Origin of the sequence: Janthinobacterium sp. 64 (assembly GCF_002813325.1) — a bacterium.
In the GTDB taxonomy this organism is placed as follows: Bacteria; Pseudomonadota; Gammaproteobacteria; order Burkholderiales; family Burkholderiaceae_D; genus Janthinobacterium.
This window is the reverse complement of record NZ_PHUG01000001.1, coordinates 5,796,363-5,820,572: the sequence shown is the minus strand read 5'-3', so window position 1 is coordinate 5,820,572 and position 24,210 is coordinate 5,796,363. Positions and strand designations below refer to the sequence as shown.

Annotated in this window: 25 protein-coding genes and 1 pseudogene; 11 read left to right on the top strand and 15 right to left on the bottom strand. The window is 62.9% G+C overall.

The window, feature by feature from the left end:
• Positions 1-3: 3 nt before the first annotated feature.
• The 11 genes from CLU91_RS25650 to flhD form a co-directional block, all read right to left on the bottom strand.
• A complete protein-coding gene (locus CLU91_RS25650; RefSeq protein WP_035826600.1) occupies positions 4-876 on the bottom strand; it encodes a CheR family methyltransferase in 873 nt (290 codons plus the stop codon).
• A gap of 71 nt (positions 877-947) precedes the next feature.
• Positions 948-2,660 (bottom strand): methyl-accepting chemotaxis protein, encoded by a 1,713-nt coding sequence (locus tag CLU91_RS25645; protein WP_100876374.1) that lies wholly within the window; start codon positions 2,658-2,660, stop codon positions 948-950.
• A gap of 187 nt (positions 2,661-2,847) precedes the next feature.
• Positions 2,848-3,354, bottom strand: coding sequence for a chemotaxis protein CheW (locus CLU91_RS25640; RefSeq protein WP_071078260.1), 507 nt, complete (start codon positions 3,352-3,354; stop codon positions 2,848-2,850).
• A gap of 31 nt (positions 3,355-3,385) precedes the next feature.
• Positions 3,386-5,578: a chemotaxis protein CheA gene (gene cheA, locus CLU91_RS25635; RefSeq protein ID WP_100876373.1), complete on the bottom strand. Its 2,193-nt coding sequence runs from the start codon at positions 5,576-5,578 to the stop codon at positions 3,386-3,388.
• Between the two features lie 43 nt (positions 5,579-5,621).
• A complete protein-coding gene (locus CLU91_RS25630) occupies positions 5,622-5,987 on the bottom strand; it encodes a response regulator (protein WP_034758362.1) in 366 nt (121 codons plus the stop codon).
• Between the two features lie 83 nt (positions 5,988-6,070).
• Positions 6,071-6,619 (bottom strand): chemotaxis protein, encoded by a 549-nt coding sequence (locus CLU91_RS25625; RefSeq protein WP_071078262.1) that lies wholly within the window; start codon positions 6,617-6,619, stop codon positions 6,071-6,073.
• A gap of 46 nt (positions 6,620-6,665) precedes the next feature.
• On the bottom strand, positions 6,666-7,643 hold the full coding sequence (motB, locus tag CLU91_RS25620; protein WP_100876372.1) for a flagellar motor protein MotB: 978 nt from the start codon (positions 7,641-7,643) through the stop codon (positions 6,666-6,668).
• 58 nt (positions 7,644-7,701) lie between these two features.
• Complete coding sequence (gene motA / locus CLU91_RS25615; protein WP_034758373.1) at positions 7,702-8,562, bottom strand: flagellar motor stator protein MotA; 861 nt, start codon at positions 8,560-8,562, stop codon at positions 7,702-7,704.
• 219 nt (positions 8,563-8,781) lie between these two features.
• Positions 8,782-9,543, bottom strand: a complete 762-nt coding sequence (locus CLU91_RS25610) for a class I SAM-dependent methyltransferase (protein ID WP_100876371.1) — start codon at positions 9,541-9,543, stop codon at positions 8,782-8,784.
• A gap of 114 nt (positions 9,544-9,657) precedes the next feature.
• The gene (gene flhC / locus CLU91_RS25605) at positions 9,658-10,221 is read right to left on the bottom strand and encodes a flagellar transcriptional regulator FlhC (RefSeq protein ID WP_100876370.1); all 564 of its coding nucleotides are present in this window, start codon (positions 10,219-10,221) and stop codon (positions 9,658-9,660) included.
• 64 nt (positions 10,222-10,285) lie between these two features.
• Positions 10,286-10,603, bottom strand: a complete 318-nt coding sequence (gene flhD / locus CLU91_RS25600; RefSeq protein ID WP_034758381.1) for a flagellar transcriptional regulator FlhD — start codon at positions 10,601-10,603, stop codon at positions 10,286-10,288.
• Between the two features lie 605 nt (positions 10,604-11,208).
• Here flhD and kynU point away from each other — a divergent pair.
• From kynU to CLU91_RS25575, 5 genes are all read left to right on the top strand, one after another.
• Positions 11,209-12,459, top strand: a complete 1,251-nt coding sequence (kynU, locus tag CLU91_RS25595) for a kynureninase (RefSeq protein ID WP_100876925.1) — start codon at positions 11,209-11,211, stop codon at positions 12,457-12,459.
• A gap of 8 nt (positions 12,460-12,467) precedes the next feature.
• Positions 12,468-13,355 carry a tryptophan 2,3-dioxygenase gene (gene kynA, locus CLU91_RS25590; RefSeq protein WP_100876369.1) on the top strand — a complete coding sequence of 296 codons (888 nt, stop codon included), beginning with the start codon at positions 12,468-12,470 and terminating at the stop codon, positions 13,353-13,355.
• A gap of 9 nt (positions 13,356-13,364) precedes the next feature.
• On the top strand, positions 13,365-13,910 hold the full coding sequence (locus CLU91_RS25585; protein WP_100876368.1) for an RBBP9/YdeN family alpha/beta hydrolase: 546 nt from the start codon (positions 13,365-13,367) through the stop codon (positions 13,908-13,910).
• Between the two features lie 102 nt (positions 13,911-14,012).
• Positions 14,013-16,079 (top strand): hypothetical protein, encoded by a 2,067-nt coding sequence (locus CLU91_RS25580; RefSeq protein ID WP_157814809.1) that lies wholly within the window; start codon positions 14,013-14,015, stop codon positions 16,077-16,079.
• Between the two features lie 2 nt (positions 16,080-16,081).
• Positions 16,082-17,107 carry a hypothetical protein gene (locus CLU91_RS25575; protein WP_100876366.1) on the top strand — a complete coding sequence of 342 codons (1,026 nt, stop codon included), beginning with the start codon at positions 16,082-16,084 and terminating at the stop codon, positions 17,105-17,107.
• 2 nt (positions 17,108-17,109) lie between these two features.
• Here the strand turns inward: CLU91_RS25575 and CLU91_RS25570 are convergent, their stop codons facing one another.
• Positions 17,110-18,147, bottom strand: coding sequence for a hypothetical protein (locus tag CLU91_RS25570; RefSeq protein WP_100876365.1), 1,038 nt, complete (start codon positions 18,145-18,147; stop codon positions 17,110-17,112).
• 149 nt (positions 18,148-18,296) lie between these two features.
• On the opposite strand from CLU91_RS25570, the gene CLU91_RS25565 reads away from it, so the two are divergent.
• Positions 18,297-19,037, top strand: coding sequence for a serine aminopeptidase domain-containing protein (locus tag CLU91_RS25565; protein WP_100876924.1), 741 nt, complete (start codon positions 18,297-18,299; stop codon positions 19,035-19,037).
• Here the strand turns inward: CLU91_RS25565 and CLU91_RS25560 are convergent.
• Entirely contained in the window at positions 19,014-19,379 is a 366-nt protein-coding gene (locus CLU91_RS25560) for a hypothetical protein (RefSeq protein WP_100876364.1), read from the bottom strand. The two genes, CLU91_RS25565 and CLU91_RS25560, sit on opposite strands and share 24 nt — an antisense overlap.
• Positions 19,380-19,545: 166 nt before the next feature.
• Between CLU91_RS25560 and CLU91_RS25555 the strand changes: the two are divergent.
• The 4 genes and pseudogenes from CLU91_RS25555 to CLU91_RS25545 form a co-directional block, all read left to right on the top strand.
• A pseudogene (locus CLU91_RS25555) lies at positions 19,546-20,640 on the top strand (alkene reductase); the annotation flags it as partial.
• A gap of 21 nt (positions 20,641-20,661) precedes the next feature.
• A complete protein-coding gene (locus CLU91_RS28730) occupies positions 20,662-21,207 on the top strand; it encodes an OsmC family protein (protein ID WP_269800656.1) in 546 nt (181 codons plus the stop codon).
• Between the two features lie 57 nt (positions 21,208-21,264).
• The gene (locus tag CLU91_RS25550) at positions 21,265-21,597 is read left to right on the top strand and encodes a carboxymuconolactone decarboxylase family protein (protein ID WP_035826564.1); all 333 of its coding nucleotides are present in this window, start codon (positions 21,265-21,267) and stop codon (positions 21,595-21,597) included.
• A 56-nt stretch (positions 21,598-21,653) separates the two neighbouring features.
• Entirely contained in the window at positions 21,654-22,355 is a 702-nt protein-coding gene (locus tag CLU91_RS25545; protein ID WP_100876362.1) for a DsbA family oxidoreductase, read from the top strand.
• Here the strand turns inward: CLU91_RS25545 and CLU91_RS25540 are convergent.
• Entirely contained in the window at positions 22,352-22,981 is a 630-nt protein-coding gene (locus tag CLU91_RS25540; protein WP_100876361.1) for a TetR/AcrR family transcriptional regulator, read from the bottom strand. The two genes, CLU91_RS25545 and CLU91_RS25540, sit on opposite strands and share 4 nt — an antisense overlap.
• A gap of 80 nt (positions 22,982-23,061) precedes the next feature.
• On the opposite strand from CLU91_RS25540, the gene CLU91_RS25535 reads away from it, so the two are divergent.
• Positions 23,062-23,490, top strand: coding sequence for a hypothetical protein (locus tag CLU91_RS25535; protein WP_100876360.1), 429 nt, complete (start codon positions 23,062-23,064; stop codon positions 23,488-23,490).
• Positions 23,491-23,505: 15 nt separating this feature from the next.
• On the opposite strand, the gene CLU91_RS25530 is transcribed toward CLU91_RS25535, so the two are convergent.
• Positions 23,506-24,069, bottom strand: coding sequence for a TetR/AcrR family transcriptional regulator (locus tag CLU91_RS25530; protein WP_100876359.1), 564 nt, complete (start codon positions 24,067-24,069; stop codon positions 23,506-23,508).
• Between the last annotated feature and the right edge of the window lie 141 nt (positions 24,070-24,210).

The following is a 24,210-nucleotide window of genomic DNA, read 5'->3' as shown; positions in this document are numbered from 1 at the left end:
CTCTCATGTACGATGCGACGATGCCTTGGGCGCGGCGCCCCGAGGCTGATCGAGCTCATAGACTGTTTTACCGCGCAGCTTCAATGAATCCGACACGTACAGAAAATTCTCCGAATGGCCCGCAAACAGCAGGGCATCGGGCTTCATCAAGGGCACAAAGCGCGACAGGATCTTGCGCTGCGTCGCCTTGTCAAAATAAATCATCACGTTACGGCAAAAGATGACGTCGAACTGGCCAGTCAATGGCCAGCCGTCGGCCAGCAGGTTGAGCGGCTTGAAGGTGATCATCTGGCGCAGTTCCGGGCGCACCCGTACCTGCCCCTCGCGATCGCCCTTGCCGCGCAAGAAAAAGCGCCGCGCACGGTCGGCGGGCATCTTGTCGAGCCGGTCCAGGTTGTAGACGCCATTGGCGGCCGTGGCCAGCACGTTCGTGTCGATGTCCGTGGCGATGATGGTGACGGGCGGCGTGAGCGTATTGAACGCCTCGCACACCGTCATGGCGATCGAATACGGCTCCTCGCCGGTGGAACTGGCCGAACACCAGATGGTGATAGGCCCGCTCAGTTTTTTCACATGCTCGGCCAGCAGCGGGAAGTGATGCGCCTCGCGGAAGAACGACGTCAGGTTGGTCGTCAGCGCATTCGTGAACGCTTCCCACTCGTCGCCCATGCGGCCCGCTTCCAGGTCGTCCAGGTAGCGGACGAAGGAGGAAATGCCGGTCGCGCGCAAGCGCCTGGCCAGGCGGCTGTAGACCATTTCCTGCTTGCTGTCGGCCAGCGCGATGCCGGCCCGCTTGTAAATCATGGCGCGGACCCGTTCGAAGTCCTTGCCAGTGAAATCAAATTCCTTGACCGAATCCGTTTTAGTTTGCGGCATTTTATTTTTACCTCTCTATGACTACTCTGACCAATGCCTTTGCAAGTATAACTAGCGGGACCGGGTTGGCGTCAGAACTCTTCCCAATCGTCGCCGCCGGCCGCCGCCAGCTTTTTCGCCGGCGGTGGCGTGCCGGCCTGCGCCGCCTTTGCCAACCGCCGTGTATTTGGCGCCACACTTGGCGCCGGCCGTGCCGGCGCTTTCACCGGCGCGGACATGGCCGCCGGCGCCGCGCTCTCGCCATCGAGCTTGAAGATGCGAACGGCGTCGGCCAGTTTTTGTGCCTGGTCCTGCATGCTTTCGGCGGCCGCCGCCGCTTCCTCGACCAGCGCCGCGTTCTGCTGCGTCATCTGGTCCATCTGCGCGATGGCCTGGTTCACCTCTTCGATGCCATGGCTCTGTTCCTGCGTTGCCGCCGTGATCTCGCCCATGATATCGGCCACCTGCCGGATCGACGTGACGATCAAACCCATGGTCTGCCCCGCCTCGTCCACCAGGCGGCTGCCCGCATCGACCTTGTCGACCGAGTCGCCGATCAGGCCCTTGATCTCTTTCGCGGCGCCAGCGGAGCGTTGCGCCAGATTGCGTACTTCCGACGCCACCACGGCAAAGCCGCGTCCCTGCTCGCCTGCGCGCGCCGCCTCGACGGCCGCATTCAGCGCCAGGATATTCGTCTGGAACGCGATGCCGTCGATGACGCCGATGATGTCGACGATCTTGCGCGAACTGTCCTTGATGGAACCCATGGTATCGACCACTTGCGCCACCACCTTGCCGCCCTGCTCCGCCACCGACGACGCCGACACGGCCAATTGATTGGCCTGGCGCGCGTTGTCCGCGTTCTGCTTCACGGTCGACGTCAGTTCTTCCATCGACGACGCCGTCTCTTCGAGCGAACTGGCCTGCGTTTCCGTGCGCGCCGACAGGTCCGCATTGCCGCTGGCGATTTCGCGCGAGGCCACGGTAATCGTGTCCGTCCCGTTGCGCACGTCGCTGACCGTCTGCACCAGGCTCTCGTTCATGTCCTTCAATGCCTGCTGCAGCGCGCTCGTTTCATCCTTGCCCTCGACCACCACGCGCGCCGTCAGCTCGCCCGCTGCCACCTTCTGCGCCACCGCAAGGGCGCCGGACAATGGCACCGTGATCGAGCGCGTGATGAAGATGGCGCACCAGGCGCCGATCGCCACCGCCGCGCCGCCCAGGATGAACAATACCGTCATCAGGCGCGCATCGGCCGCCAGCGAATCGTCCATGAAGCTTTGCTGCGCCACGTGCTGCAAGTCGAGCAGCTTGTTGATATCGGCCAGGGTCGTCTTGTTCAAGGGGTCGATGCGGGTGGCAATCACCTTCGCCGCGCCCTCGCTGTTAAACGCCAGCACCTGCCCCATCGCCTCCTTGAAGGCGGCATCGACTTCGCCGTCGACCCTGGCGATATTGGCCAGCAGCGTCTTCTCGCCATCGGACAGGCCCAGGCTCGACAGCTTCCCGCGCGCGCCGTCGTACAGCTTGCGCTGCTCGCGCACCTTGCCCTCTTCCACCTGCATCAGGCCCACATCGCCCTGCAAGCCGATATTGCGCATGGCGATACCGGTTTCCAGCATCGCGCTTTTCATCAGCGACGCCTGCGTATTTTTTTCGCTGGCCAGTGCCAGGCCCGTGAGCAACTGGGCCTTGTTACGATAATTCAGTGCATTCGCCGAAACGATCACCACCACCAGGATGGTGAGAATGCTGCCGAAACCTATCCCCAGCCGGGTGCCTATCTTGAAATCGCGCAAACTCATTACAGTCTCCAATATTTATGTGAACGGCGCCCGTTCAACCGGACGGCGCCGTGTTGTGGCCTGGTCTCTGTCGGACCTTGCAGCCTGCCGGCGCGCCTCTGGCTGATGCCCGCGCCGGTACATGCATATCTGTAGTGATTCTTTGCGTTCTAAAACGGCGGCGCACCGGGCGCCGCCTTGCCGCCGCTTACGCCGCCAGCTTGTCGATCAGGCCCATCTCGCTGCTCGACATCAGCTTGTCGATATCGACCAGGATCAGCATGCGCTCGTCGATGGTGCCCAGGCCGATCATGTAGTCGGTCGAGAAGGCGGTGCCCATTTCCGGCGCCGGTTTGACCTGCTCCGGCGTCAGGGTGGTGACGTCGGAAACGCTGTCGACCACCATGCCGACGATGCGCCCGCCGATGTTCAGGATGATCACCACCGTGAACTGGTCATACACGGGCGTGCCCAGGTTGAACTTGATGCGCATGTCGACCACGGGAATGATGATGCCGCGCAGGTTGATCACGCCCTTGATGAATTCAGGCGCGTTGGCGATGCGGGTGACCGCTTCGTAACCACGGATTTCCTGGACCTTCAGGATATCGATGCCGTACTCTTCGGAGCCCAGGGTGAAGGCCAGGAATTCACGTCCGGCGATGTCCTTGCCGTCGCCCGTATTGCTTCCGGATGTTTGTTGAGTATCTGACATGGTGCGTTTTCCTATCTTTTATCTATCGGTATTACGAAAAAATGGACTCGTCGGCCAGCTGGCGCGAGGAACGGATCAGGGCGGCGACATCGAGAATCAGCGACACGCCGCCATCGCCCAGAATGGTGGCGCCAGAAATACCCACTACCTTGCGGTAATTCGATTCGAGGTTTTTCACCACGACCTGCTGTTGTCCCACCAGGTCGTCGACAAACAGGGCCGCCTTGCGCCCTTCCGTCTCGAGGATCACGCAGATGCCTTCCGAGGGACTGGTAAAGCGCGGCGCGATGTCGAACATCTGGTACAGCGGAATCAGCGGCAGGTATTCGCCGCGCACTTTCACCACCTGGCCCTTGCCACTGATGTCCTTGATATCCTCAACGGCTGGCTGCAGCGATTCGATGACAAAGCCCAGCGGTAAAATATACACTTCGTCGCCCACGCGGATCGACATGCCGTCCAGGATGGCCAGGGTCAGCGGCAGCGAGATCGAAATCGTCGTGCCGAAGCCCTTCGCCGAACGGATGTCGACGACGCCGCCCATGGCGCTGATGTTGCGCTTGACGACATCCATGCCCACGCCGCGGCCCGACACGTCGGTGACCGCCTCGGCGGTGGAAAAGCCGGGCGCGAAGATCAGCTGCCACACGTCGGCGTCGCTCATCGTCTCGGACACGTCCAGTCCCTGCTGCTGCGCCTTGGCCAGGATGCGCTCGCGGTTCAGTCCCGCGCCATCATCGGATACTTCGATGATGATGTTGCCGCCTTGGTGGCTGGCCGAGAGGAACAGCCGGCCGGCCTCGGTCTTGCCGGCGGCCACGCGGGCGGCCGGCATTTCAACGCCGTGGTCGATACTGTTGCGCACCAGGTGCGTCAGCGGATCGACGATGCGCTCGATGAGGCCCTTGTCCAGTTCCGTGGCGGCGCCATTGGTGATGAAGTCGACCTTCTTGCCCAGCTTGGTTGCCAGGTCGCGCACCATGCGCGGGAAACGCGAAAAGACGAAATCCATCGGCATCATGCGGATCGACATCACCGCTTCCTGCAAGTCGCGCGTATTGCGCGTCAGGTGGCTGACGCTGTCGAGCAGTTTCTCGTGCAGCATCGGATCGAGCGCGCTGGCGCGCTGCTCGATCATCGCCTGCGTGATCACCAGCTCGCCCACCAGGTTGATCAGCTGATCGACTTTTTCAATCGAGACGCGGATCGACGACGATTCGGTACCGGCCTTCTCGCCCTCTTTCCTGGCCGGTTTCTTTTCCTGCTCCGCTTCGGTCGCAGCGCTGGCCACGGCCGGCACGGCGGCAGCGCCGGCATTGCCCGCCTTGGCCGCGTCGGCGCGTATCTGTTCGAGCGGCTGGAAGAAACCGTAACCCTGTTCGGCCTCGCTCTGCACGCCGGCGGCGGCGCGGATATCCTCGATCGGCTGGAAGAAGCCATAGCCGGGGTCCGCCGCGCCCTGCGTGCCGGGCAGCGGGTCGAAGAAACCGTAACCCTGGGCTTTTTCCTGCGCCGCGCGGGCCGCTTCAGCTTCGCCTGGCGCCAGTGGCGGCGCCTGCGTGATCACCATATCGTCGGGATTGAGCACGAACGAGCAGATGGCCAGGATATCGTCCAGGCTTTCATGCGTCGTCACTTCCAGCACCTTGCGCGCGTCGGCCAGGGTGGACACGGCGACGTCGCCCAGCAAACCCAGTTCGGCCGCCAGCGCCTCGACTTCGCGCTCTTCCATTTTCGGCAGTTCCAGGCGGATGCGATGGCCGCCGGCATGGCTGACGGCGGTCTTTTCCGCCGTATGGAAGGCCGGCGCGACGGGCGTAAGCGCGGCCACGGGCACGTCCTGCGAGAACGACTGCAGCATCATGCGCACATTGGCCACGGCATCCTGGTCGACGGCGCTGCCCAGACGGTGACCGTCGAGCTGCATCTTGAGGATATCCTTGGCGGCCAAAAAGGCGTCGACGTGTTCCGCCGTCAGGGCCATCTGGCCCTGGCGGATGCGGTCGAGCAGCGACTCGAGGATGTGCGTCACCTCGCTCATGTCGGAAAGGCCGAACGTCGATGCGCCGCCCTTGATCGAATGGGCGGTGCGGAAAATGGCATTCAGGTCTTCGGCGTCGGGCGCCGCAATATCGACGGCCAGCAGCAGCCGTTCTTTTTCAGCCAGCAGTTCTTCGGCCTCATCGAAAAAGACCTGAAAAAACTGGCTAATATCGATGGTCATAGGGTGACTCCGTCATTTGCATCGTTGTGCTGCGCGGCTGGCATCAGCCGATCACCTTCTTGACCACTTCAATCAGGCGTTGCGGATCGAAGGGCTTGACCAGCCAGCCATTGGCGCCGGCGGCACGTCCTTTCGACTTCATTTCGTCCGACGACTCCGTCGTCAGCATCAAAATCGGCACCTTCTGGTAGGTCGGCAGTTCACGCAGCAGCTTGATCAGCTCCAGGCCATCCATGCGCGGCATGTTCTGGTCCGTCAATACCAGGTCCACGGTTTGCAGCTTGGCTTTTTCCAGTCCATCCTGGCCGTCGACGGCCTCCACCACCTGGTAACCGGCGGCTTTCAGGCTGAACGCCACCATCTGGCGCAATGAGCTGGAATCGTCCACTGCAAGTATCGTTTTGGCCATCTTTGCTCCCACTTATTCCGGGCATCCTGCCCGAGTATTTGATTAATCAATCCATGCAACCGCAAGCGTTCCACACTGGCATGCTAGAACAGCTCGATGTCGCCGCTTTCCAAATGCTGTTGACTGACAGCCTTGCGCAGCACGCTGCGCAACTCCAGGCTTTGAATCGCCAGCGCCATGCTGACCCGCCCCAGCAAGGCGACAATTTCTTCATTGTCGCTCTCCGGCAACATCTCCGCGCCATGCGAGCCCAGGGTACCAAGGAACTCGCGCAAGCCCGTCACGCGCTTCAGCGTGCGCTCGATCAGCTGACTGGTCATGTCCTGGAACTGCAGGCTGGTGATGGCGGCATTCACGTAGCCCCCCACTTCGTCCTGCAATGCCAGCAGTTTTTCCCGCTGCTGCTCGGCCGGAATACCGCCTGCGAGCAGCATGGCGATGGTATCTTGCTGCGCAGCGACGGCTGCGTGTATCGCCATGAAATTGAAGGACAGCTTCTCGATCGCCTCTTCCAGCAAGATGCCGGTCTGCACCAGGTCGGTTTCCACCTCCGTCAAGTGCTTGCGGCCATGGTCCGACACGCCAGACAGCAGGCGTTTTACATGCGAGCCAAGTATTTTCTTTCTTGTCATAAAGGTCTCATTGTTTCAGTACACTACGCGTTGACAGCATTGCGTGTTATTTTTTTGCCGCTGCCGGGCCGGGAGCTGGCGCCACCGCAGGCGGCGCACCGGCCGCCAGCCCCGAAGCGACAGCGGCGGAAGCGGCATCGGTCACCGGCAACTCGATCGCCGACCCATCGCGCAAGACATTTTCTTCCGTGCGTTTGTTCATGACGATGATGCTGATGCGCCGGTTGATCGGATTGAAGGGATCGAGCTTGTCCAGGTGGGCGGCCGAGCCCAGTCCCACCACGCGCAATACTTTTTCTTCCTTCATCCCACCAATCACCAGTTCGCGCCGCGACGCATTCGCACGGTCAGCCGACAATTCCCAGTTGCTGTAACCGGCATCGCTCATGTAGGGCGTCGAATCCGTGTGCCCGGACAGGCCGATGCGGTTCGGTACTTCATTGAGCACGAAGCCGATGGCATGCAGAATTTCCTTGGTATAGGGTTGCAGATTTGCATTGGCGAGTGCAAACATCGGACGATTCTGCTCGTCGACGATCTGGATGCGCAAGCCTTCGCTGGTAAGATCGAGCAGCAATTGGTTCTTGTATTTCTTCAGCAAGGGATCGGCATCGATAGTCGCCTCAATGCGCGCCTTGAGCGCCTGCAGGCGCTTGCCTTCCTCGCGTTCGAGCGCTGCCTTGGCGGAATTGAGGTCGAACGACTTGCGCTGCTGCTCTTCCTGCGCCTTGCGCACTTGTCCATCCTGGCGCGACAGGTCCTGGCCGCCGCCCTGGATCACGGAATTGCTCTCGCCGCTGCCGGAACCGCCCGCCATCGCCACTTTCAGCGGTGTCTTGAAGAATTCGGAAATGCCGTTCAAGTCGCCCTTCGAGGTGGAGCCCAACAGCCACATCAGCAGGAAGAAGGCCATCATGGCCGTGACAAAGTCGGCGTAGGCGATTTTCCACGCCCCGCCATGGTGGCCGCCAGCCGTCTTCTTGATACGCTTGACGATAATCGGGCGCATGCCTTCATCGGCCATGGCGTCCCCCTTCCGTGTGCTGCAAATGAATCATGGTGTCCAGGCGTGTGTTCACTGCTTACTTCGTTTTCGATTTCTTGATGTGGTCTTCCAGCTCGTTGAACGTCGGGCGCTCGGTCGAGAACAGGACCTTGCGGCCGAACTCCACGGCCAGCGCCGGCGCATACCCGTTCAGGCTGGCCAGCAAGGTTACTTTCACGCACTGGAACATCTTGCTCGACTCTTCCAGCTTCTGCTCCAGCAGGCTGGCCAGCGGGCCGACGAAGCCATACGCCAGCAAGATGCCGAGGAAGGTGCCGACCAGCGCGTGCGCGATCAGCATGCCCAGCTCGGCCGGCGGTATGCCCACCGATTCCATCGTGTGCACCACGCCCATCACGGCGGCGACGATACCGAACGCGGGCAAGCCGTCGCCCACCTTGGCAATCACGTGGGCCGGCACGGCGCCTTCGTGATGGTGCGTCTCGATTTCGTTGTCCATCAGATTCTCGATCTGGAACGCGTCCATATTGCCCGACACCATCAGGCGCAGGTAATCGGTCATGAATTCGACGATGTGGTGGTCGGCCAGCACGGCCGGGTATTTGGAAAACAGCGGGCTTTCTTCCGGCTTGTCGATATCGCCTTCGATCGACATCAAGCCTTCCTTGCGCACCTTGCTGAGCACTTCGAACAACAGCGACATCAGTTCCATGTACAGCTCTTTGGTATAGCGCGACCCCTTGAACAGGCTGGGCAAGGCGGCGATCGTCGCCTTGATGGCCTTGTTATTGTTACCAACAAGGAAGGCGCCCAGGGCGGCGCCGCCGATCATCAGCAACTCCAGCGGCTGGAACAGCGCCGCCAGATGGCCGCCGGCCATTGCGAAGCCGCCAAAGACCGAGGCGCAGACGATGATATATCCGATTATGACTAACAAGTGCCCTGACTCCCAATAATGGCCGGGACTGTGTGCCCGGCATGTTCAAACCTGTTTCCGTCTTCTGGCGGCTGCGCCGCCGACGAAGACCGCGGCAAAAAAAGCAACCGGAAGTTAATTGAAATGTGCTGCTTTTCAATGCAATGCCGAGAAAATGCCGTGTGGAACTACAATAACGTGAGATTGCCCTACGGGCAAGCAAATAACGCAGACAATTGCTTAAAAGCACCATATGTAAAGTAAAGGGCCACCCTCTGTGGCGGCGATGGTCTTATCGGGTTCGCGCGCGGCAATCTGGAATTCGTAACTAAGAAGCATGCTACCGGGCAACATTTCCTTTTCCGCCTTATTCCACAGGGCCGCCATCGCCGCCGGCGACAGGTAGGCAAAGACCACATCGTAGCGGCCGAAGTCGAGCGCTTCGTAGTCGCCGCGCAGGAAGCGCGCGCGACTGCCCGACAGCCGTGCGCGCAGGCGGCTCGCCAGCCACGGCAGCGGCGCCAGTTCGATGCCGGAAAACTGCCCGTCGGGCCGGCGCCGCGCCAGGTCCAGCACCAAGCCGCCCAGGCCGCTGCCGATATCGATCAGGCGCACGCCGGGACGGTCCGCGATCAGCCCGGCCACGGCCTGCCACACCTTCGGCCCGGACGGGTAAAACGGCACTTGCGTGCGGAACGTGGACCAGTACAGGCTCAGCAGGAAAACAAAGGCCGCCAGGAACACGGCCGGCGGCAAATCGAGCAGGCTGGCCGCCAGCAGCGCGGGCGCAAACAGCAGGCCGATGGCGCACCACCAGCGCGCCAGTCCCGCGCGCCACGTGATGAGCGCCGCCAGCACGCCCTGCAGCAAGGCCACGACCGGCAACGACATGGCAACGCCTGCGCGCGCCAGGCCATACACCGATAGCCACATCAAGGGAAAGGCCAGCACCTGGATCAGGATGGCCTTGAGCGCGGGCGCGCGCAGGATTTGTTGCAGCATGAGGCAGTCAAAAGACAGTCAAAGAAGGAAAACGCCAGTGTAAGCGAAAGCACCATGCAAAAACCGGAGTCCGGTCTGGCGACCGGCTCCGGCTTGAACGATGCGGGGGCAGTATCAGGTGGCCAGGCTCGGCGACGCGACCGCGGCCGCTTCATCGCGCGCCTTCTTGGTCTTGCCGGCACGCGAAGGCATATGGCACAGGCCGCAGACATAATCGGCGTTCAGGTCGAGGCAGTTGACGACAAACTTGCCGCCGCACTTGCCGCAGGGCGCCATGTTCAGCATCTTGCTGCTGAAAAAGCGCACCAGGGTCCAGGCCCGCGTCAGCGACAGCAGCGGCTCTTCGCCCGCTTCGGGCGGCATCTGCTCCAGATACAGTTTATACGCCTTCATCACGGCTTCGATGCCGGTGGCGCCGGCGTGGTCGACGAGGAATTTGTGGATATTGATGAACAGCGAGGAATGGATATTCGGCTGCCAGGTGAGGAACCAGTCGGTGGAAAAGGGCAGCATGCCCTTGGGCGGCGAGACGCCCTTCAATTCCTTGTACAGATTGAGCAGGCGTTCGCGCGACAGCGAGACTTCCGTCTCCAGCAGTTGCAGGCGCGCGCCCAGCTGTATCAATTCGATGGCCAGCTGGATTTCTTGCGCTTCCGATACGACACTTTTCTTGGCCATGCTGTGTACTCCGCGACTGACTGATACCGACTACCGATACTGCTTAATTAATAAGGTTGCTGAATCAGGCGATTTCTTCGACACCCTGGCCGGCCATCAAGATGGCAGCATGGGATTGCGCCAGCGAACGGTCTTTATTGTAGTTCGTCAACATGCCCAGGATGGCGCTGTCGTCGAAGCGGAAGCGGGCCAGCATCATGTTGCCGCCAGCGAGCTTGAGGATCTGCGCATTGCTCATGCCTTCGATCAATTCGGCGATTTCGGCGGCGATGCCCAAACGGAAGATGGCCGTTACCTTGTCCGCACGAATCATTTGCTGGGCCAGCATCAGGTAGCTCAGGTTAGCGTCGCGAATCTCAGCCATCATGTCGTTAGCAGTCATTTCCATCTCCTCAATCCGTTGAATTCAGCTGGCGTTGTCTGTTGCCAGTGAGATACATTCTGCAGGAGCAACATCAAACGCAACAGAGGCGAAGGACTGTATTTTTGGTCGGGGAATGGCGGGCAGGACCGTAGGTGTTTGTCTGACAAACACTGCTCGATCATGGTCGCACGCCAGTAACGGCGCGGATGCGGGTGATGGACGTTGAAGGCGATTTACCCGACTTCAGGCCTGTAAAAAATATCACTTTTTTACAACAACTTGATCAAAATCAAGTCTGCTTACCTAGATAACGGCTGCCTTGACAGGAACTTTAGGGCTTTTTCGAAAAATATTTAAAAGACCCGCATTCTTTTTGGCGGTGTGACGCCGTTCATGTAATCGTTGACGGCGGCGAATCGCAGAACTTTAGGGTGATTTGAAAATATTTTAAAAAAATCGTGATTTTTTTCGTTGACGCCCCGCAGAGCGGCACTTTCCGCCCTTCATCCCAGGCGGAAATGCCGCTTTTTGACGGGGATTTGCTACACTGCCTGCTTCTGCACAATACTTTAGGCCTCAAGCAATACCGTGCCATTAATGCAAGTCCCAATATGAAAGCCACCATGATTTCTCGACATGACTGCGGCGCGCGCGATCTCGACGACCCCCTGGCGCCCCTGCGCCAGCAATTCGACTTGCCGCAAGGCGTGATTTACCTCGACGGCAACTCCCTGGGCGCCCGGCCGAAAGCGGCCCTGGCCCGTGCCCAGCACGTCATCACGGCCGAATGGGGCACGAACCTGATCCGCAGCTGGAATACGGCCGGCTGGTTCGACCTGCCCAAGCGCCTGGGCGACCGGCTGGCGCCGCTGCTCGGCGCGCAGACTGGTGAAGTGGTGATCACCGACACCACCTCCGTCAACCTGTTCAAGGCCCTGGCCGCCGCCCTGCAGATGCAGGCCAGCGATCCCGCACAGGCCGCGCGCAGGGTCATCGTCAGCGAACGCAGCAACTTCCCCACCGACCTGTACATGGCACAAGGCCTGGCCGCCTGGCTCGACCGCGGCTACCAGCTGCGCCTGGTCGACAGCCCGGAAGAACTGGCGCAGGCGATCGATGCCGATTGCGCCGTCGCCATGCTCACGCACGTCAACTACCGCAGCGGCTACCAGCACGACATGGCCGCCATCAGCAGCCATTGCCACGCGCAAGGCGCGCTGGCGCTGTGGGACCTGGCCCATTCGGCTGGCGCCGTGCCGCTGGACCTGAACGGCGCCGGCGCCGATCTGGCCGTCGGCTGCACCTATAAATACCTGAACGGCGGCCCCGGCTCGCCCGCCTTCATCTGGGTGCCGGAAAAACACCAGGCGCGCTTCCGCCAGCCGCTATCGGGCTGGTGGGGCCACGCCACGCCGTTCGCCATGGAGCCGGGCTTCGCGTCCGCCGACGGTATCGCCCGCGCCCTGTGCGGCACGCAGCCGATACTCTCGCTGGCCCTGGTCGAATGCGGCCTCGACATCTTTGCGCAAACGAGCATGGAAGCGATCCGCCGCAAGTCGCTGGCCCTGACCGATCTGTTCATCGCGCTGGTGGAACAGCGCTGCGCCAGCCATCCGCTGGGCCTCGTCACACCGCGCGAGCATGCGCGGCGCGGCAGCCAGGTCAGCTTCACGCACCCGCACGGCTACGCCGTGATGCAGGCGCTGATCGCGCGTGGCGTGATCGGCGACTACCGCGAGCCAGCCATCATGCGCTTCGGTTTCACGCCCCTGTACACGAGTTTTGCCGACGTGTGGGATGCCGTCGAAATCCTGCGCGACATCCTCGACACACTAGCCTACGACATCGCCGCCAAGCGCGATGCCGTCACCTGAATCACCCCATGAGCGACGACAAGAATATGAACGAGAAAAACACCAGCGGCTGCCCCATGCATGCAGGCGCCCAGGATGCGCAATGGCATGGCGCGCAGATGGATTTCAGCGAATCCATGAGCTACGGTAACTACCTGGCGCTGGACCGCATCCTGACGGCCCAGCATCCGCTATCGCCGAACCACAACGAAATGCTGTTCATCGTGCAGCACCAGACCAGCGAATTGTGGATGAAGCTGATGCTGCACGAAATGCACGCCGTGCGCGCCAACCTGCAAAGCGGCGACCTGGCACCCGCCTTTAAAATGCTGGCCCGCGTGGCGCGCATCATGGACCAGCTGGTGCACGCCTGGGACGTGCTGGCCACCATGACGCCGCCCGAATACACGGCCATCCGGCCCTACCTGGGCGCCTCCTCCGGTTTCCAGTCCTTCCAGTACCGCGAGATCGAATTCATTTTGGGGAACAAGAACGCGGCCCTGCTCAACGTGCACACGACGGCGCCGGAAACCTATGCGGTGCTCGACGCGGCCCTGCGCGCGCCGTCCGTCTACGATGAAGCCGTCAAGCTGCTGGCACGCAGCGGCCTGCCCATCGCGCCCGAGCGCCTGGACGCCGACTGGACCCTGCCGACCAGCACCGACGCTTCCGTCAAGGCGGCCTGGCTGGAAGTCTACCGCGACCCGTCGAAACACTGGGCCCTGTACGAGCTGGCCGAAAAGCTGGTGGACCTGGAAACGGCCTTCCGCTTCTGGCGCTTCCGCCACGTGACGACGGTGGAACGCATCATTGGCTTCAAGACGGGTACGGGAGGCACGGCGGGCGTGAGCTATTTGCGCAAGATGCTCGACGTGGTATTGTTCCCTGAATTATTCGCCCTGCGCACCGAACTTTAAGGAGCATCGATGTCGTCTCTGGTCCTGACCCTGGCCGGCCTGTGGAATTCCGGGCCGCAGCACTGGCAAACCCATTGGGAAGCGCGCCACCCGCAATGGTCGCGCGTGCCGCACAGTGAATGGCAGACGCCGGACAAGGATGAATGGGTGGCGGAGCTCGACCGCGCCATCGCCGCCTGCGAACGCCCGCCCGTGCTGGCGGCGCACAGCCTGGCCTGCGCGCTGGTGGCCCACTGGGCGGCCAGCGGTTCGCCGCACAGGATCGCCGGCGCCTTCCTCGTCGCCCCCAGCGATGTGGAAGCGCCCTCCTACCCGTCCGGCACCACGGGTTTCTCGCCCATGCCGCTGCAAGCCTTGCCGTTTCCCAGCCTGGTCGTGGCCAGCGGCGATGATCCCTACGTCAGTTTCGCGCGGGCGCGCGCGTTTGCCTCCGCCTGGGGCAGCGAACTGACCATGATCGGCGACGCCGGCCATATCAACGGCGACGCCGGCTATGGCCCGTGGCCTGACGGCGAACAGCTGCTGCTGGACTTCTGCGCCGCGCACCAGCCCTGAACGGGGGCGCGCACACGATAGACGCGCGCCTATTTGCCCGCAAGTAAGAACGCAGGCAGAATCGTGGCCTTTCCATTGCGGCGCCCCGGCGCCAGCCTTACGATGAAACGTCCGCTGTTGCCAGTTCTTCTGCCCTTGCTGCTTTGCTCCGCCCTCGCCCATGGCGTGCCCTTCTACGAAGGCAAGAGCCTCGCCCATCCCGCCATCACCGCTTCGCAAGACAGCGGCTTCGACATCGCGTTTCTCAAGGAAAAAGAAGGCGTCAACGGCTATTACTGCGAGTGCAAGAGCAGCAGTGCGAAACCCGTTTTGCTCGACCAGTTCGGCAACGCCGTCATTCGTTCCGTCTTCTACGCCTCGCTGGACAAGGATTCGGACGACAGCGTGCAAACCATGCTGGTGCTGTTCCGCCAGGACGGCAAGAACGGCTTGCGCGCCTACCGCTACGACCGCAGTTCCGGCAAGTACCGGCGCCTGGACGGCTTGCAGCCGGCCCTGAACCGCATCGTGGCGCAAAGTACCGCACCCAACGCGGGCCAGGTCAAGGCGGCGCTGGCGAAACTGGCGCCGATGGATTACAGCGTCGCGCGCGGAAAAAGCGGCAATGCGGAGGTCGACGCCATCGACCATACGCAAGGCACCATCGTCGGCTACTACAGCGATGACGGCAAACCCGTGGCGGCAGGCGGCAAGGACGCCATCACCTACAAGAAAACCTTCCAGAAAAAAGGCGAGCGTTTTCTCACCGCCAGCTACACCCTGTACAGCGATGCGGGCGCCGGCATCCTGCCCAATTACCGCCTGTGGCAAGTGACGTGGGAAACGGCGCCGCAGCAATTCACGGGCAGCGAAGACGGCCTGTCCGTCATCTACAGCCTGGCCTGGGACGACGGCTCGGTGGTCGAGCGGGGCCAGTACGCCAAAGGCAAGCGCCAGGGCCTGTGGGTGCGCGAAGGCATGCATGAAGGCAGCGAAAAAGGCCATTTCGTCAACGGCCTGCAGGAAGGCATGTGGTCCTTCAATTATCCAAAACAGAGCGAGAGCGGCATGTACCGGGCCGGCAAGCGCGAGGGCCGCTGGACGGTCGTCAACTATGCCGATGCAGAGGAAGTGAAGGGCTTCGACACCTACGCGGGCGGCCAGCTGAACGGCCCACACGAACGCAGCATGGGCGGCAAGCTGCAAACGCGCGGCAACTACCTCAACGGCGCGCGCCATGGCGCGTGGATCACGGAAGACGGCGACGGCAGCTTCATCGAAGGCTTGCGCGACGGGCCGTGGAAGCTCAAGCTCAAGGACAAGGCCACGCAAAGCGTCACTTTCGTGCAAGGCAAAAAACAGGGCGAAGCCCTTGACACGGATGCACAGGGCGCGTTGCGCCAGCGCGACCATTACCAGGCCGGCGTGCTCGAAGGCAGCCGCACGCGCTATCTGGGCCCGGCCGGCAAGGAATACGCGGTCTACACAGCCTCCTACCGCAGCGGCCAGCTCGATGGGCGCGAACAGGCGTTCGACGACAGCGGCAAGATCCTGCGCCTCGACACCTTGTGGGACATGGGCAAGAAGCAGGGTCTGGACGCGCGCTACTACCCGAACGGCAAGCCGGAACGCCTGGCCGTCATCGACCAGGGCCGCCTGCTCACGCACCTGCGCGAATACTATGAAGACGGCCAGCTGCTCAACGACATCCACCGCTGCACCTTCAAGGAGTACGGCAGCACGCGCGACGACGTATGCGAGTACCACCACATGTACTACCCGGACGGCAAGCCGCAGTATTACTACGCCTTCCAGTACGGCCAGCGCCAGGAAGGCTATTCGAACTACCCGAACGGCAAGCGCAAGGATGAACTGCTGGTCGACCGCGCCGCCGACACCTCCGTCCTCAACGTCTATTACGACAGCGGCCAGCTCAAATGCACGGAGCCGCGCAGTGGCCACAGCACGCGCACGGTCAACGGCGAGACCATGATCAGCTACGCTTCGGCCGACCGCGACGGCGACAATATCTGCTACCACCCGAATGGCAAGGTGGCCAGCATCTACACCTTCCGCAAGCGCGTGCTCGTCGAGTGCGGCAAGCGCTACGACGACACGGGCAAGCAGACGTTTCCGGGGCCGGAAGGCTGCCCTCCTCCCAGGAAAGTGGACTATCCGATAGGACTGTGACCATGACGCAAGCAACACAGCCGCTACGCATCCAGAACCCCGGGCGCATCGACGCTGCGGCGATCCGCGCCGCCATCGCGGGCGGCCAGCAGGTACTGGTGCAGTTCGATACCCTGGGCGAGCCGGAGCCGCTACTGGCCGACCTCGACGCCCTGGCCGCCACCTGTGGCACGGCGCTGACCATCCGCATCTACGGTTACGACCCGAGGGTGTTCGACGCCCGCATCCTGCGCGCGCTGCCGCATGTGGCCAGCCTCTCCATCGACTGCCACTGGCAAGCCATCCATCTGGAAACCCTGGGCGAGCTGCGCCACCTGAAGCGCCTGAGCCTGGGCGTGTACCAGCTGGCGCAGGCCGACATCCTGCAGCTGGATAATTTGCGCGGCCTCGAATACCTGAACCTGGGCGAGTCGGCCAAAAACAATATCGACCTGGCACCGCTGCGCCACTACGCGCAGCTGGCCAGCCTGGTCATCGAGGGCCACCACCAGCATATCGACACCCTGGCCAGCCTGCCGGCGCTGCACGCGCTGTCGCTGTACCGCATCAAGAACAAGGTGCCGTTGGATTTCATTTCGGAGATGGCCCGCCTGGACAAGCTGCTGTTGCAGCTGGGCGGGCGCGAATCGCTCGCGCACATCGAGGCGCCCCTGTTGCGGAAACTGGAAGTGATACGCGTGCGCGGCCTGGAAACGCTGGGCGATGTCGGCCGCTTCCCGCTGCTGCAGGCGCTATGGGTGGAAGACCAGATCAAGCTGCGGCAGATCGCGCTGGGGCCCAATCCCGTGCTTGAACGCCTTAGCCTGCACACCTGCAAGACGCTCGACAGCCTGCCCGGCCTTGCCGCCTTGCCCGCCCTGCGCCAGCTGTCGGCATCCGAAACCATGCTCGACATCGACGCCTTGCTGGCGCATGGTTTGCCCGCGTCGCTCACGCATGCGCGCCTGCGTACCGGCAAGAAAACCCGCGAAGACGCCATCGCCGCGCAGCTGGCGCAACTGGGTTACGAAGAGGCGCGCCCTAATTGAATTCAGCGGCCGGCCGCCAGCTTGCGCTGCCATAGCGCCACGTCGATCATCACGCCATCGGCGCCCGTGTTGCGGATGTAGACGCGGTAGCTGCCCTGCCCCATGTTGCCATCGAGGTAGGCCGTGCGCTCATTGCGCTGCAACCTGGCGCCCTTGGCCAGCTGGCGGTAGCGCTCGACCACCGCATCGAAACTGGCATAGCTGCGCAGCGCCACTTCCAGGTCGCGCGGCGGACGGCCTTCCGCATGGTCGAGCACATTGTTCTGTTTCTTGCCCTTCAAGGTGAGCGGATAGGCAAACACGCCGGCGCCGGCCGACGTCAGCACCGTCGATTTATCGAGCAGCAGCGGCAGCAGCGCCGGCGGATACGCGGGCGGCAGCTGGGCGCGGTTCCAGCCCGGCAGGGCCGGCTGCGCCAGCACATATTCCACGCTGGCGATCTTTTGCCCATCGGCGCCCGCTTCCTTGTCGCCCGCGATCAGCGCCAGCATGGGCGGCAATTGCCTGGCCCAGGCCAGCAAGGGCGCCGCTTCGCCGACCAGCATGCCCTTGCGGTGAAATACCGTCAGCACGGCATTCGGATCGGGATTGCAGACTTTCGCCAGCGGCTGGCCCTCCAGGCGGCAATGCCCGTTGACGAGGCCAAAAGCGATGATGGCGCCGCGCTTGTCGAGCAGCATGGCACCGCGTTCGCGGCCCTGTTTGCGGTCATTCATCGACGCGAGCAACTGGCGGCCATCGGCCAGCGCGGTGCGCGTGGCGTCGCGCTTTTCGCTGATCGCTTCGAGCGCCTGCGCCAGCAGCAATTCATCGTCTTCCGTATAGCTGCCGCGCGCGTAACCGAAGAAATCGAACAGGGCCGCGCGCACTTGCGGGTCTTCGCTCAATCGCGGCAAGGGTCCGCCGGCCAGCAAGGACGACAGGCTTTTCGCGGCCGGTGCCGAGGGTGCCGCCGTGGCGCGGGCAGGCTGGGAAAGGACGCAGGCCGCTGCCAGCAAGGCGCCGCCCAGGGTGCGGTAATTCGAAAAAATGATATGCATGATTCTGTCTGTCGGGAGATTTGGCCGCTATCGTGGCCACTGGCCACTGGCCACGCATGGCGCGCCGGCGATTCTAGCATGGCGCCAGCGCCCATGCGGCGCGGCTGGCGGACGGTGCATATGCCGGCACGACTGCTATGATGGCCGCAATGACGATACCCACACACGCCCCACCCCTGCTTGTCCTCCTGCCCGGCATGGATGGCACGGCCAGTCTGTTCCACCGTTTTGACGCCGCCTTGCGCGCACAAACCGCCATCGACACCCTGGCCATCGCCTATCCGGCCGCGCCGCTCGATTACGCGGCGCTGGAAGCCTTCGTGCGCGAACGCTTGCCGCGCAACCGCCCTTTCGTCGTGCTGGCCGAATCGTTTTCGGGCCCGCTGGGGGCAGCGTTGCGCGCCGATCCGCCGCCCGGCATGCGCGCCCTGATCCTGTGCTGTTCCTTCGTGCGCAATCCGCGCCCGCTGCTGGCGCCGCTGCGCCACCTGCTCGGCCTCGTGCCTTTTGGCGCCATGCCCGGCTTCGCCCTGCGCCAGGCGCTGCTGGCGCCGTATGCGACGCAGCAACTGCAAGATGAACTGGCCGCGGCGCTGGCGCAAGTGCCGCCCAGCGTGCTGCGCCAGCGCCTGCGCGCCGTGCTGGAAATACGCGAAAACGACGCCTCGCGCAGCTTCGCGCGCGGCAGCCTGCCCGTGCTGTATCTGCGCGCCCGCCACGACCGCCTGGTACCGCCGGCGAACGCCGTGCAGATACTGCGGCAGGCGCCAGGCGCGCAGCTGGCCGATATCGACGCGCCGCACATGCTGCTGCAGGCAGCGCCGGCAGCGGCCGCCGTCGCCGTCGCCGCTTTTGTAAACGGCCTGTCAGCCGCGCAGGTATCGGCTTAAACGCGCGCTGGCCAGCACGGCCAGCCAGCTCAAGCCGCCCGCCAGCACGCTGAAGTAAATCGCCCGCAGCGGATGCTGGGGCAGCAGATACGCGAGCACGGCCGCGCCCAGCAAGGCACACAGCACAGGCTTCCACCAGCCAGGCGGCAAAAGCGCCAGCAGCAAATTCGTGGCCGCATACACGTAGAACACCAGCAGCAAGGCCAGGCCGCCGGCCACGCCGCGCGAGCCGAGGCTGCCGAACAGCTGCGTGTACAGGAAAAATCCCAGCCAGCTCAACACAATAAACAGCAGGCAGCCCAGCGCATGCGCGCCCAGGCCCGCCATCAGGCGCTTCTTCATTGCCATCATCCGTATCGTCCCGTGCAAAGCCGCATCATAGCGATTTTGCCGGCGCTGCGGCCGGTTGACTTGCCTACCTACTAGATGGTAGACTTATTTCGCACCCGGTATTTCACCCGGCAATCCTTCCGCGCCACGGCGCATTCGATCCTTTGCGAGGCATTACATGCATCAACTGTTCACCCCTTATGAGCTGTCCGGCACTTCCCTGGCCAACCGCGTCGTCATGGCGCCGATGACGCGCACGCGCACGCTCGAAAACAATCCCGATGCGCTCACGGCGCTGTATTACGCCCAGCGCGCCTCGGCCGGCCTGATCGTTACCGAAGGCTTGCCCGTCTCCGATGAAGGCCGCGGCTATTTGTACACGCCCGGCATCCATAGCGACATACAGGGCCAGGGCTGGCGCCAGGTGACCGATGCCGTGCATGCCAAGGGCGGCAAGATCTTCGCCCAGCTGTGGCACGTGGGCCGCATGTCGCATGTATCTATCCAGCCGGGCAACATGGCGCCCGTCGGTCCCAGCGACGTGGCGGCGGAAAACACCACCGTCTACGCCTGGATCGAGCCAGGCAAGGCGGGACCGGTGCTGCCCAGTGTGCCGCGCGCACTGACGGTCGACGAGATCGCGCGCGTCACCGCCGACTTCGTGCATGCGGCAAAAGTCGCTATCGACGCCGGCTTTGACGGGATCGAGATCATGGCCGCCAACGGCTTCCTGTTCGACCAGTTCCTCAGCAGCGCCGTCAATACGCGCACGGACCAGTACGGCGGCAGCATCGCCAACCGCCAGCGCTTTTTGCTCGACACCATAGACGCCGTGTCGGCCGCCATCGGCAGCGGCAAGGTCGGCGTGCGCATCTCGCCGTTCGGCCGCCTGTACGACATGCGCGCCTATGCCGATGAAGCGCAGGTGTGGAGCAGCGTGGCGCAGGCGCTCGATACGAGAAAGCTGGCCTATGTGCACCTGAACTACCAGCCGACCATCACGGCGGCGCAAGTGCCGCCCGGCTTTGGCGCGCAGTTCCGCCAGGCCTACCGCGGCACCGTGATCGGCGCGGGCGGCTTCACGCAGGAACTGGCGCGCAGCGAGCTGGAAAAAGGCGACCTCGATCTGATCGCCTTCGGCATGCCATTCATCTCCAACCCGGATCTGGTGGAGCGCATGCAAAACAACTGGCCGCTGGCCGACAGCGACCGCTCGACCTACTACGGCGCCAGCGGTGCCCCGTCCCAGGGCTACACCGACTATCCCGCCTATGGCGCGGCGGCAGGCGCCAACATGCTCAATGGCATCAACGTGGCAGCATTGCAGCAATTCGCCCAGGGCGTGGCAGGCCATCCCGACAAAGGCGAAGCCCGTTTCAACGTCAAGACCCGCTGGCAACACCAGACGCGCAGCGTGGCCACCGTCAGCCACTATGTGCTGGGCGGTGAAAAGCATGCGCGCCATTTCGAGATCGCCTCGGACGAACCGCATGAATTGCTGGGCCAAAACACGGCGCCCAATCCGCAAGAGCTGCTGATGGCCGCCCTCAACGCCTGCCTGTCGGTCGGTTACGCGGCCAATGCGGCGGCCATGGGCATCACCGTGCACAGCCTGGAAATCGAAACGGACGGCAAGCTGGACCTGCGCGGCTTCCTCGGCCTGGACGAGAACGTCAATCCCGGCTACGACGAAGTCAGCTACGTGGTGCGGCTGCACACGGATGCGTCGCGCGAACGCGTCGAAGCACTGCACCAGGCCGTCACCAAAACGTCGGTCAACCTGGCCAATTTCTCGAAGGCCATCCGCATGCTGCCCACTCTGGAAATTATCGAGGCCTGATTCCCCTGCATGGAATCAACCCAACCCGCGCGCAAGCGCCTGCATAGCGAGGAAATGATGGAAGACTGGAAACAAGCTCGGCAAGATATCAATACGCGTGCGATGCAACTGAACGCATTGACGCCCGACACCATGAAAGGCATCGCCGCACTGGGCGGCGCCGGCGACAAGACCAACCATCTCGATGCGAAAACACGGGAACTGATCGCGCTGGCAGTGGCCGTCACCACGCGCTGCGACGGCTGCATCGCCTTCCACGCGGCCGCCGCCAAGAAGCTGGGCATCACCACCGAGGAAATCGCCGAGGCGCTCGGCGTGGCGATCAACCTCAATGCCGGCGCCGCCCTTGTCTACAGCACCCACGTGCTGGACGCATTTGACAAGGCTTGATACCGCCGCATCAGCCGGCCTGGCAGCACGCCAGGCCGGCCATTCAAGGAGCAACCATGAAACACAACACTCAAGCGCTGGTCGTCGATATCTGGTCCGATTTCGTCTGCCCCTGGTGCTGGATCGCCAAGCGCCGTTTCGACAAGGCCCTCGCCGCTTTCGAACACAGGGACGCCGTGCAGGTCAGGCTGCGCGCTTACCGCATCGCGCCGAACCATCAGGCCGAACCGATCAAGGCAGCCTTGCTGAAAAAGTTTCGCGATCCGCTGGCCGCCGAGGGCATGCTGTATTCGGTACAGTCGCATGGGGCAGCCGAAGGCCTGGACTACCGCTTCGACAGCATGCTGTTTGGCGACACCATGGACGCGCACATGCTCGTCAAGGCCGCCGGCGACGCGGCATCGCAGCAGCGCCTCGTCGAAGTGCTGTATGCGCAGAGTATTTCGCACGGCAAGTCGCTGTTCGACCGCGATTCCCTCGCCCTGCTCGCGGCGCAGGCGGGCGTGCCTGCCGAAGTGGTGGAGCAGGCTTGGTCGACACCGCAATGGCGCCAGCAGGTGCAGGACGATGAGTACCAGGCCTCGCGCATCGCGTCCGGCGTGCCGCTGTTCGTCTTTGGCAACGGGACGCACATTTCCGGGGCACAGCCGCAAGATGTATTCCTGCAGGCACTGGAAAAAATGCATGCCCGCTCCCAGGAGGATCTGGCCGCATCGGCCGGAGATGTCTGCGGCCTGGACGGCTGCATCCTCCCTTAAGCGCTGGCGGCGGCTTCCCTCGCAGGCGCCGCCGTGTCCAGGTAGCCGTGGACCGCGCGTCCCAGGCGCCGCGCAAGCGACGCCATATCCGATTCTCCCCGCAACGCCGCGGCGTCGATGATGCCGCGGCATAGCGCCATCACGTCGGCGGCCGCCATATCAGGATCGGCGACGCCATGACGCGCCAGCAGATCCGCGAGCTGGCCGGCGAGCGCCTGCCGCAAGGCCTCTTCCTCACGCTGCAACGATGGCGACGATGGCGCCGATTCCAGCGCGAGGGCAAGCGCAGGGCGCCTGAACTGGTGCGCGAGGCCGGCCATCACACCTTGTTCTATCGCGCACGGCAATTCTCCCTCCAGCGCCATAGCTAGCCCCACGTCGTGCAGCAGCAGCGCGCGTTCGCGGCGCACCAGTTCGGCCAGCAGCGCCTCTTTCGACGGGAAGTACTGGTACAGGGAGCCGATGCTGACGCCAGAAAGCTCGGCAACGTGATTCGTCGTCAACGCGGCCCAGCCCCGCACCTCGATAATGCGAGCAGCCGCCTCCACCATCGCCGCGACGGTGGCAGCCGATCGGGCCTGGGACGGCCGTTTGCGGGGTTCTCCATGCGCTGCAGTTTTTGCCATGAATGCGAGTAGCGTAAGCAGGTAGTAAATCTTATTCTAAACGTTCCGCAAACAACCGTCCTTGCCGATACGAAAACGCCATGCACACCTACACACTCCTGCTGATACTGCACATCGTCGCCGCCATCGCCTTCATCGGGCCGATGATGCTCACGCCGCGCCTGCTGCATCTGATGCGAGATGCCACTGGCCGCGATACATTACATAAACTCCATCAGCAGATCGCCGTCGCCGGCTGGCTGCTGCTCGCCGGCGGGCTGGTCCTGCTGTACCAGCAAGAATGGGCGTGGCTGCAGATGGGCTGGATGCGGCTGTCCCTCGCGCTGTTTATCGGCGCGCAAGCCATCGACCATTTCTGGGCGGACAAGGTGGAAGCGAAGGTGGAAGAGAAAATGGAACAGGGATACGCGCAGGCGGGCGCCAGCCTGAAAACCTGGCTGTGCCTCAAGCTGGCCGTGTTTTTGACCATCTGCGCGCTGATGATCGCCAAGCCCGCCCTGTTGGCCTGAGCGGGCTTGCCGGCGCTACGCCAGATTGTCGAGCATGTAATGAAAAGCAGCCAGCGGATCGGTCGACGGCCCCAGGGCCCAGCCGATAAAGCTGGCGCCTTCCAAGGCGCTGAGCAGCATGAACGCATAATCCTTCGGCGGCTTCCGCAAGGTCCAGCCGTGCAGTTGCGCCGCCAGCGCGAGATTGTTTGCCATCCAGTCCAGCTGCTGCGCCATCAGTTGCCGGCCCAGGGCCTGCAGCGATTCGGGCAGCGCCGCCATTTCAGCCGCGAGCGCGCCGCACAGCGGCAGCAAGTGATCGTTGGCGCTGGCCAGGAACAGCCCGCCGAACGCGCGCAGGCGTTCGACCGGATCGGCATGCGCCGCATCGATCGCTTGCAGCTTTTCCGTAAACACCTCGATATATTGCGTGATCAAGGCCACGCCAAGGTTTTCCTTGGTGGGGAAATGATGGTGGATGCTGGCCTTGCGTATGCCGATTTCTTCCGACAAATCGGCATAACTGAAAGCGGCGTAGCCTTTCGAACGCAGGTGGATCTCTGCGCTTTTCAAAAGGGCGTCGCGGGTACTCACTGACATGACAGGCTCCTGCACCAACGGCCATGCCGGCCATCGACGGATTAAATTCAACAAGGGGCAATTATGCCTGAAGTCGCCGCTGCCAGGGCTGGGGGCATGCGCATGCGGCGCTGCACATCGCGCATGAAAAAAGCCGGCCAT

Bases quoted from the DNA above. Each gene is read 5' to 3' on its own strand.
- CLU91_RS25650 (WP_035826600.1), bottom strand. From the start codon at position 876: ATGCCGCAAACTAAAACGGATTCGGTCAAGGAATTTGATTTCACTGGC.
- CLU91_RS25645 (WP_100876374.1), bottom strand. From the start codon at position 2,660: ATGAGTTTGCGCGATTTCAAGATAGGCACCCGGCTGGGGATAGGTTTC.
- CLU91_RS25640 (WP_071078260.1), bottom strand. From the start codon at position 3,354: ATGTCAGATACTCAACAAACATCCGGAAGCAATACGGGCGACGGCAAG.
- cheA (WP_100876373.1), bottom strand. From the start codon at position 5,578: ATGACCATCGATATTAGCCAGTTTTTTCAGGTCTTTTTCGATGAGGCC.
- CLU91_RS25630 (WP_034758362.1), bottom strand. From the start codon at position 5,987: ATGGCCAAAACGATACTTGCAGTGGACGATTCCAGCTCATTGCGCCAG.
- CLU91_RS25625 (WP_071078262.1), bottom strand. From the start codon at position 6,619: ATGACAAGAAAGAAAATACTTGGCTCGCATGTAAAACGCCTGCTGTCT.
- motB (WP_100876372.1), bottom strand. From the start codon at position 7,643: ATGGCCGATGAAGGCATGCGCCCGATTATCGTCAAGCGTATCAAGAAG.
- CLU91_RS25610 (WP_100876371.1), bottom strand. From the start codon at position 9,543: ATGCTGCAACAAATCCTGCGCGCGCCCGCGCTCAAGGCCATCCTGATC.
- flhC (WP_100876370.1), bottom strand. From the start codon at position 10,221: ATGGCCAAGAAAAGTGTCGTATCGGAAGCGCAAGAAATCCAGCTGGCC.
- flhD (WP_034758381.1), bottom strand. From the start codon at position 10,603: ATGACTGCTAACGACATGATGGCTGAGATTCGCGACGCTAACCTGAGC.
- kynU (WP_100876925.1), top strand. From the start codon at position 11,209: ATGATTTCTCGACATGACTGCGGCGCGCGCGATCTCGACGACCCCCTG.
- kynA (WP_100876369.1), top strand. From the start codon at position 12,468: ATGAGCGACGACAAGAATATGAACGAGAAAAACACCAGCGGCTGCCCC.
- CLU91_RS25585 (WP_100876368.1), top strand. From the start codon at position 13,365: ATGTCGTCTCTGGTCCTGACCCTGGCCGGCCTGTGGAATTCCGGGCCG.
- CLU91_RS25580 (WP_157814809.1), top strand. From the start codon at position 14,013: ATGAAACGTCCGCTGTTGCCAGTTCTTCTGCCCTTGCTGCTTTGCTCC.
- CLU91_RS25575 (WP_100876366.1), top strand. From the start codon at position 16,082: ATGACGCAAGCAACACAGCCGCTACGCATCCAGAACCCCGGGCGCATC.
- CLU91_RS25570 (WP_100876365.1), bottom strand. From the start codon at position 18,147: ATGCATATCATTTTTTCGAATTACCGCACCCTGGGCGGCGCCTTGCTG.
- CLU91_RS25565 (WP_100876924.1), top strand. From the start codon at position 18,297: ATGACGATACCCACACACGCCCCACCCCTGCTTGTCCTCCTGCCCGGC.
- CLU91_RS25560 (WP_100876364.1), bottom strand. From the start codon at position 19,379: ATGAAGAAGCGCCTGATGGCGGGCCTGGGCGCGCATGCGCTGGGCTGC.
- CLU91_RS28730 (WP_269800656.1), top strand. From the start codon at position 20,662: ATGCTCAATGGCATCAACGTGGCAGCATTGCAGCAATTCGCCCAGGGC.
- CLU91_RS25550 (WP_035826564.1), top strand. From the start codon at position 21,265: ATGGAAGACTGGAAACAAGCTCGGCAAGATATCAATACGCGTGCGATG.
- CLU91_RS25545 (WP_100876362.1), top strand. From the start codon at position 21,654: ATGAAACACAACACTCAAGCGCTGGTCGTCGATATCTGGTCCGATTTC.
- CLU91_RS25540 (WP_100876361.1), bottom strand. From the start codon at position 22,981: ATGGCAAAAACTGCAGCGCATGGAGAACCCCGCAAACGGCCGTCCCAG.
- CLU91_RS25535 (WP_100876360.1), top strand. From the start codon at position 23,062: ATGCACACCTACACACTCCTGCTGATACTGCACATCGTCGCCGCCATC.
- CLU91_RS25530 (WP_100876359.1), bottom strand. From the start codon at position 24,069: ATGTCAGTGAGTACCCGCGACGCCCTTTTGAAAAGCGCAGAGATCCAC.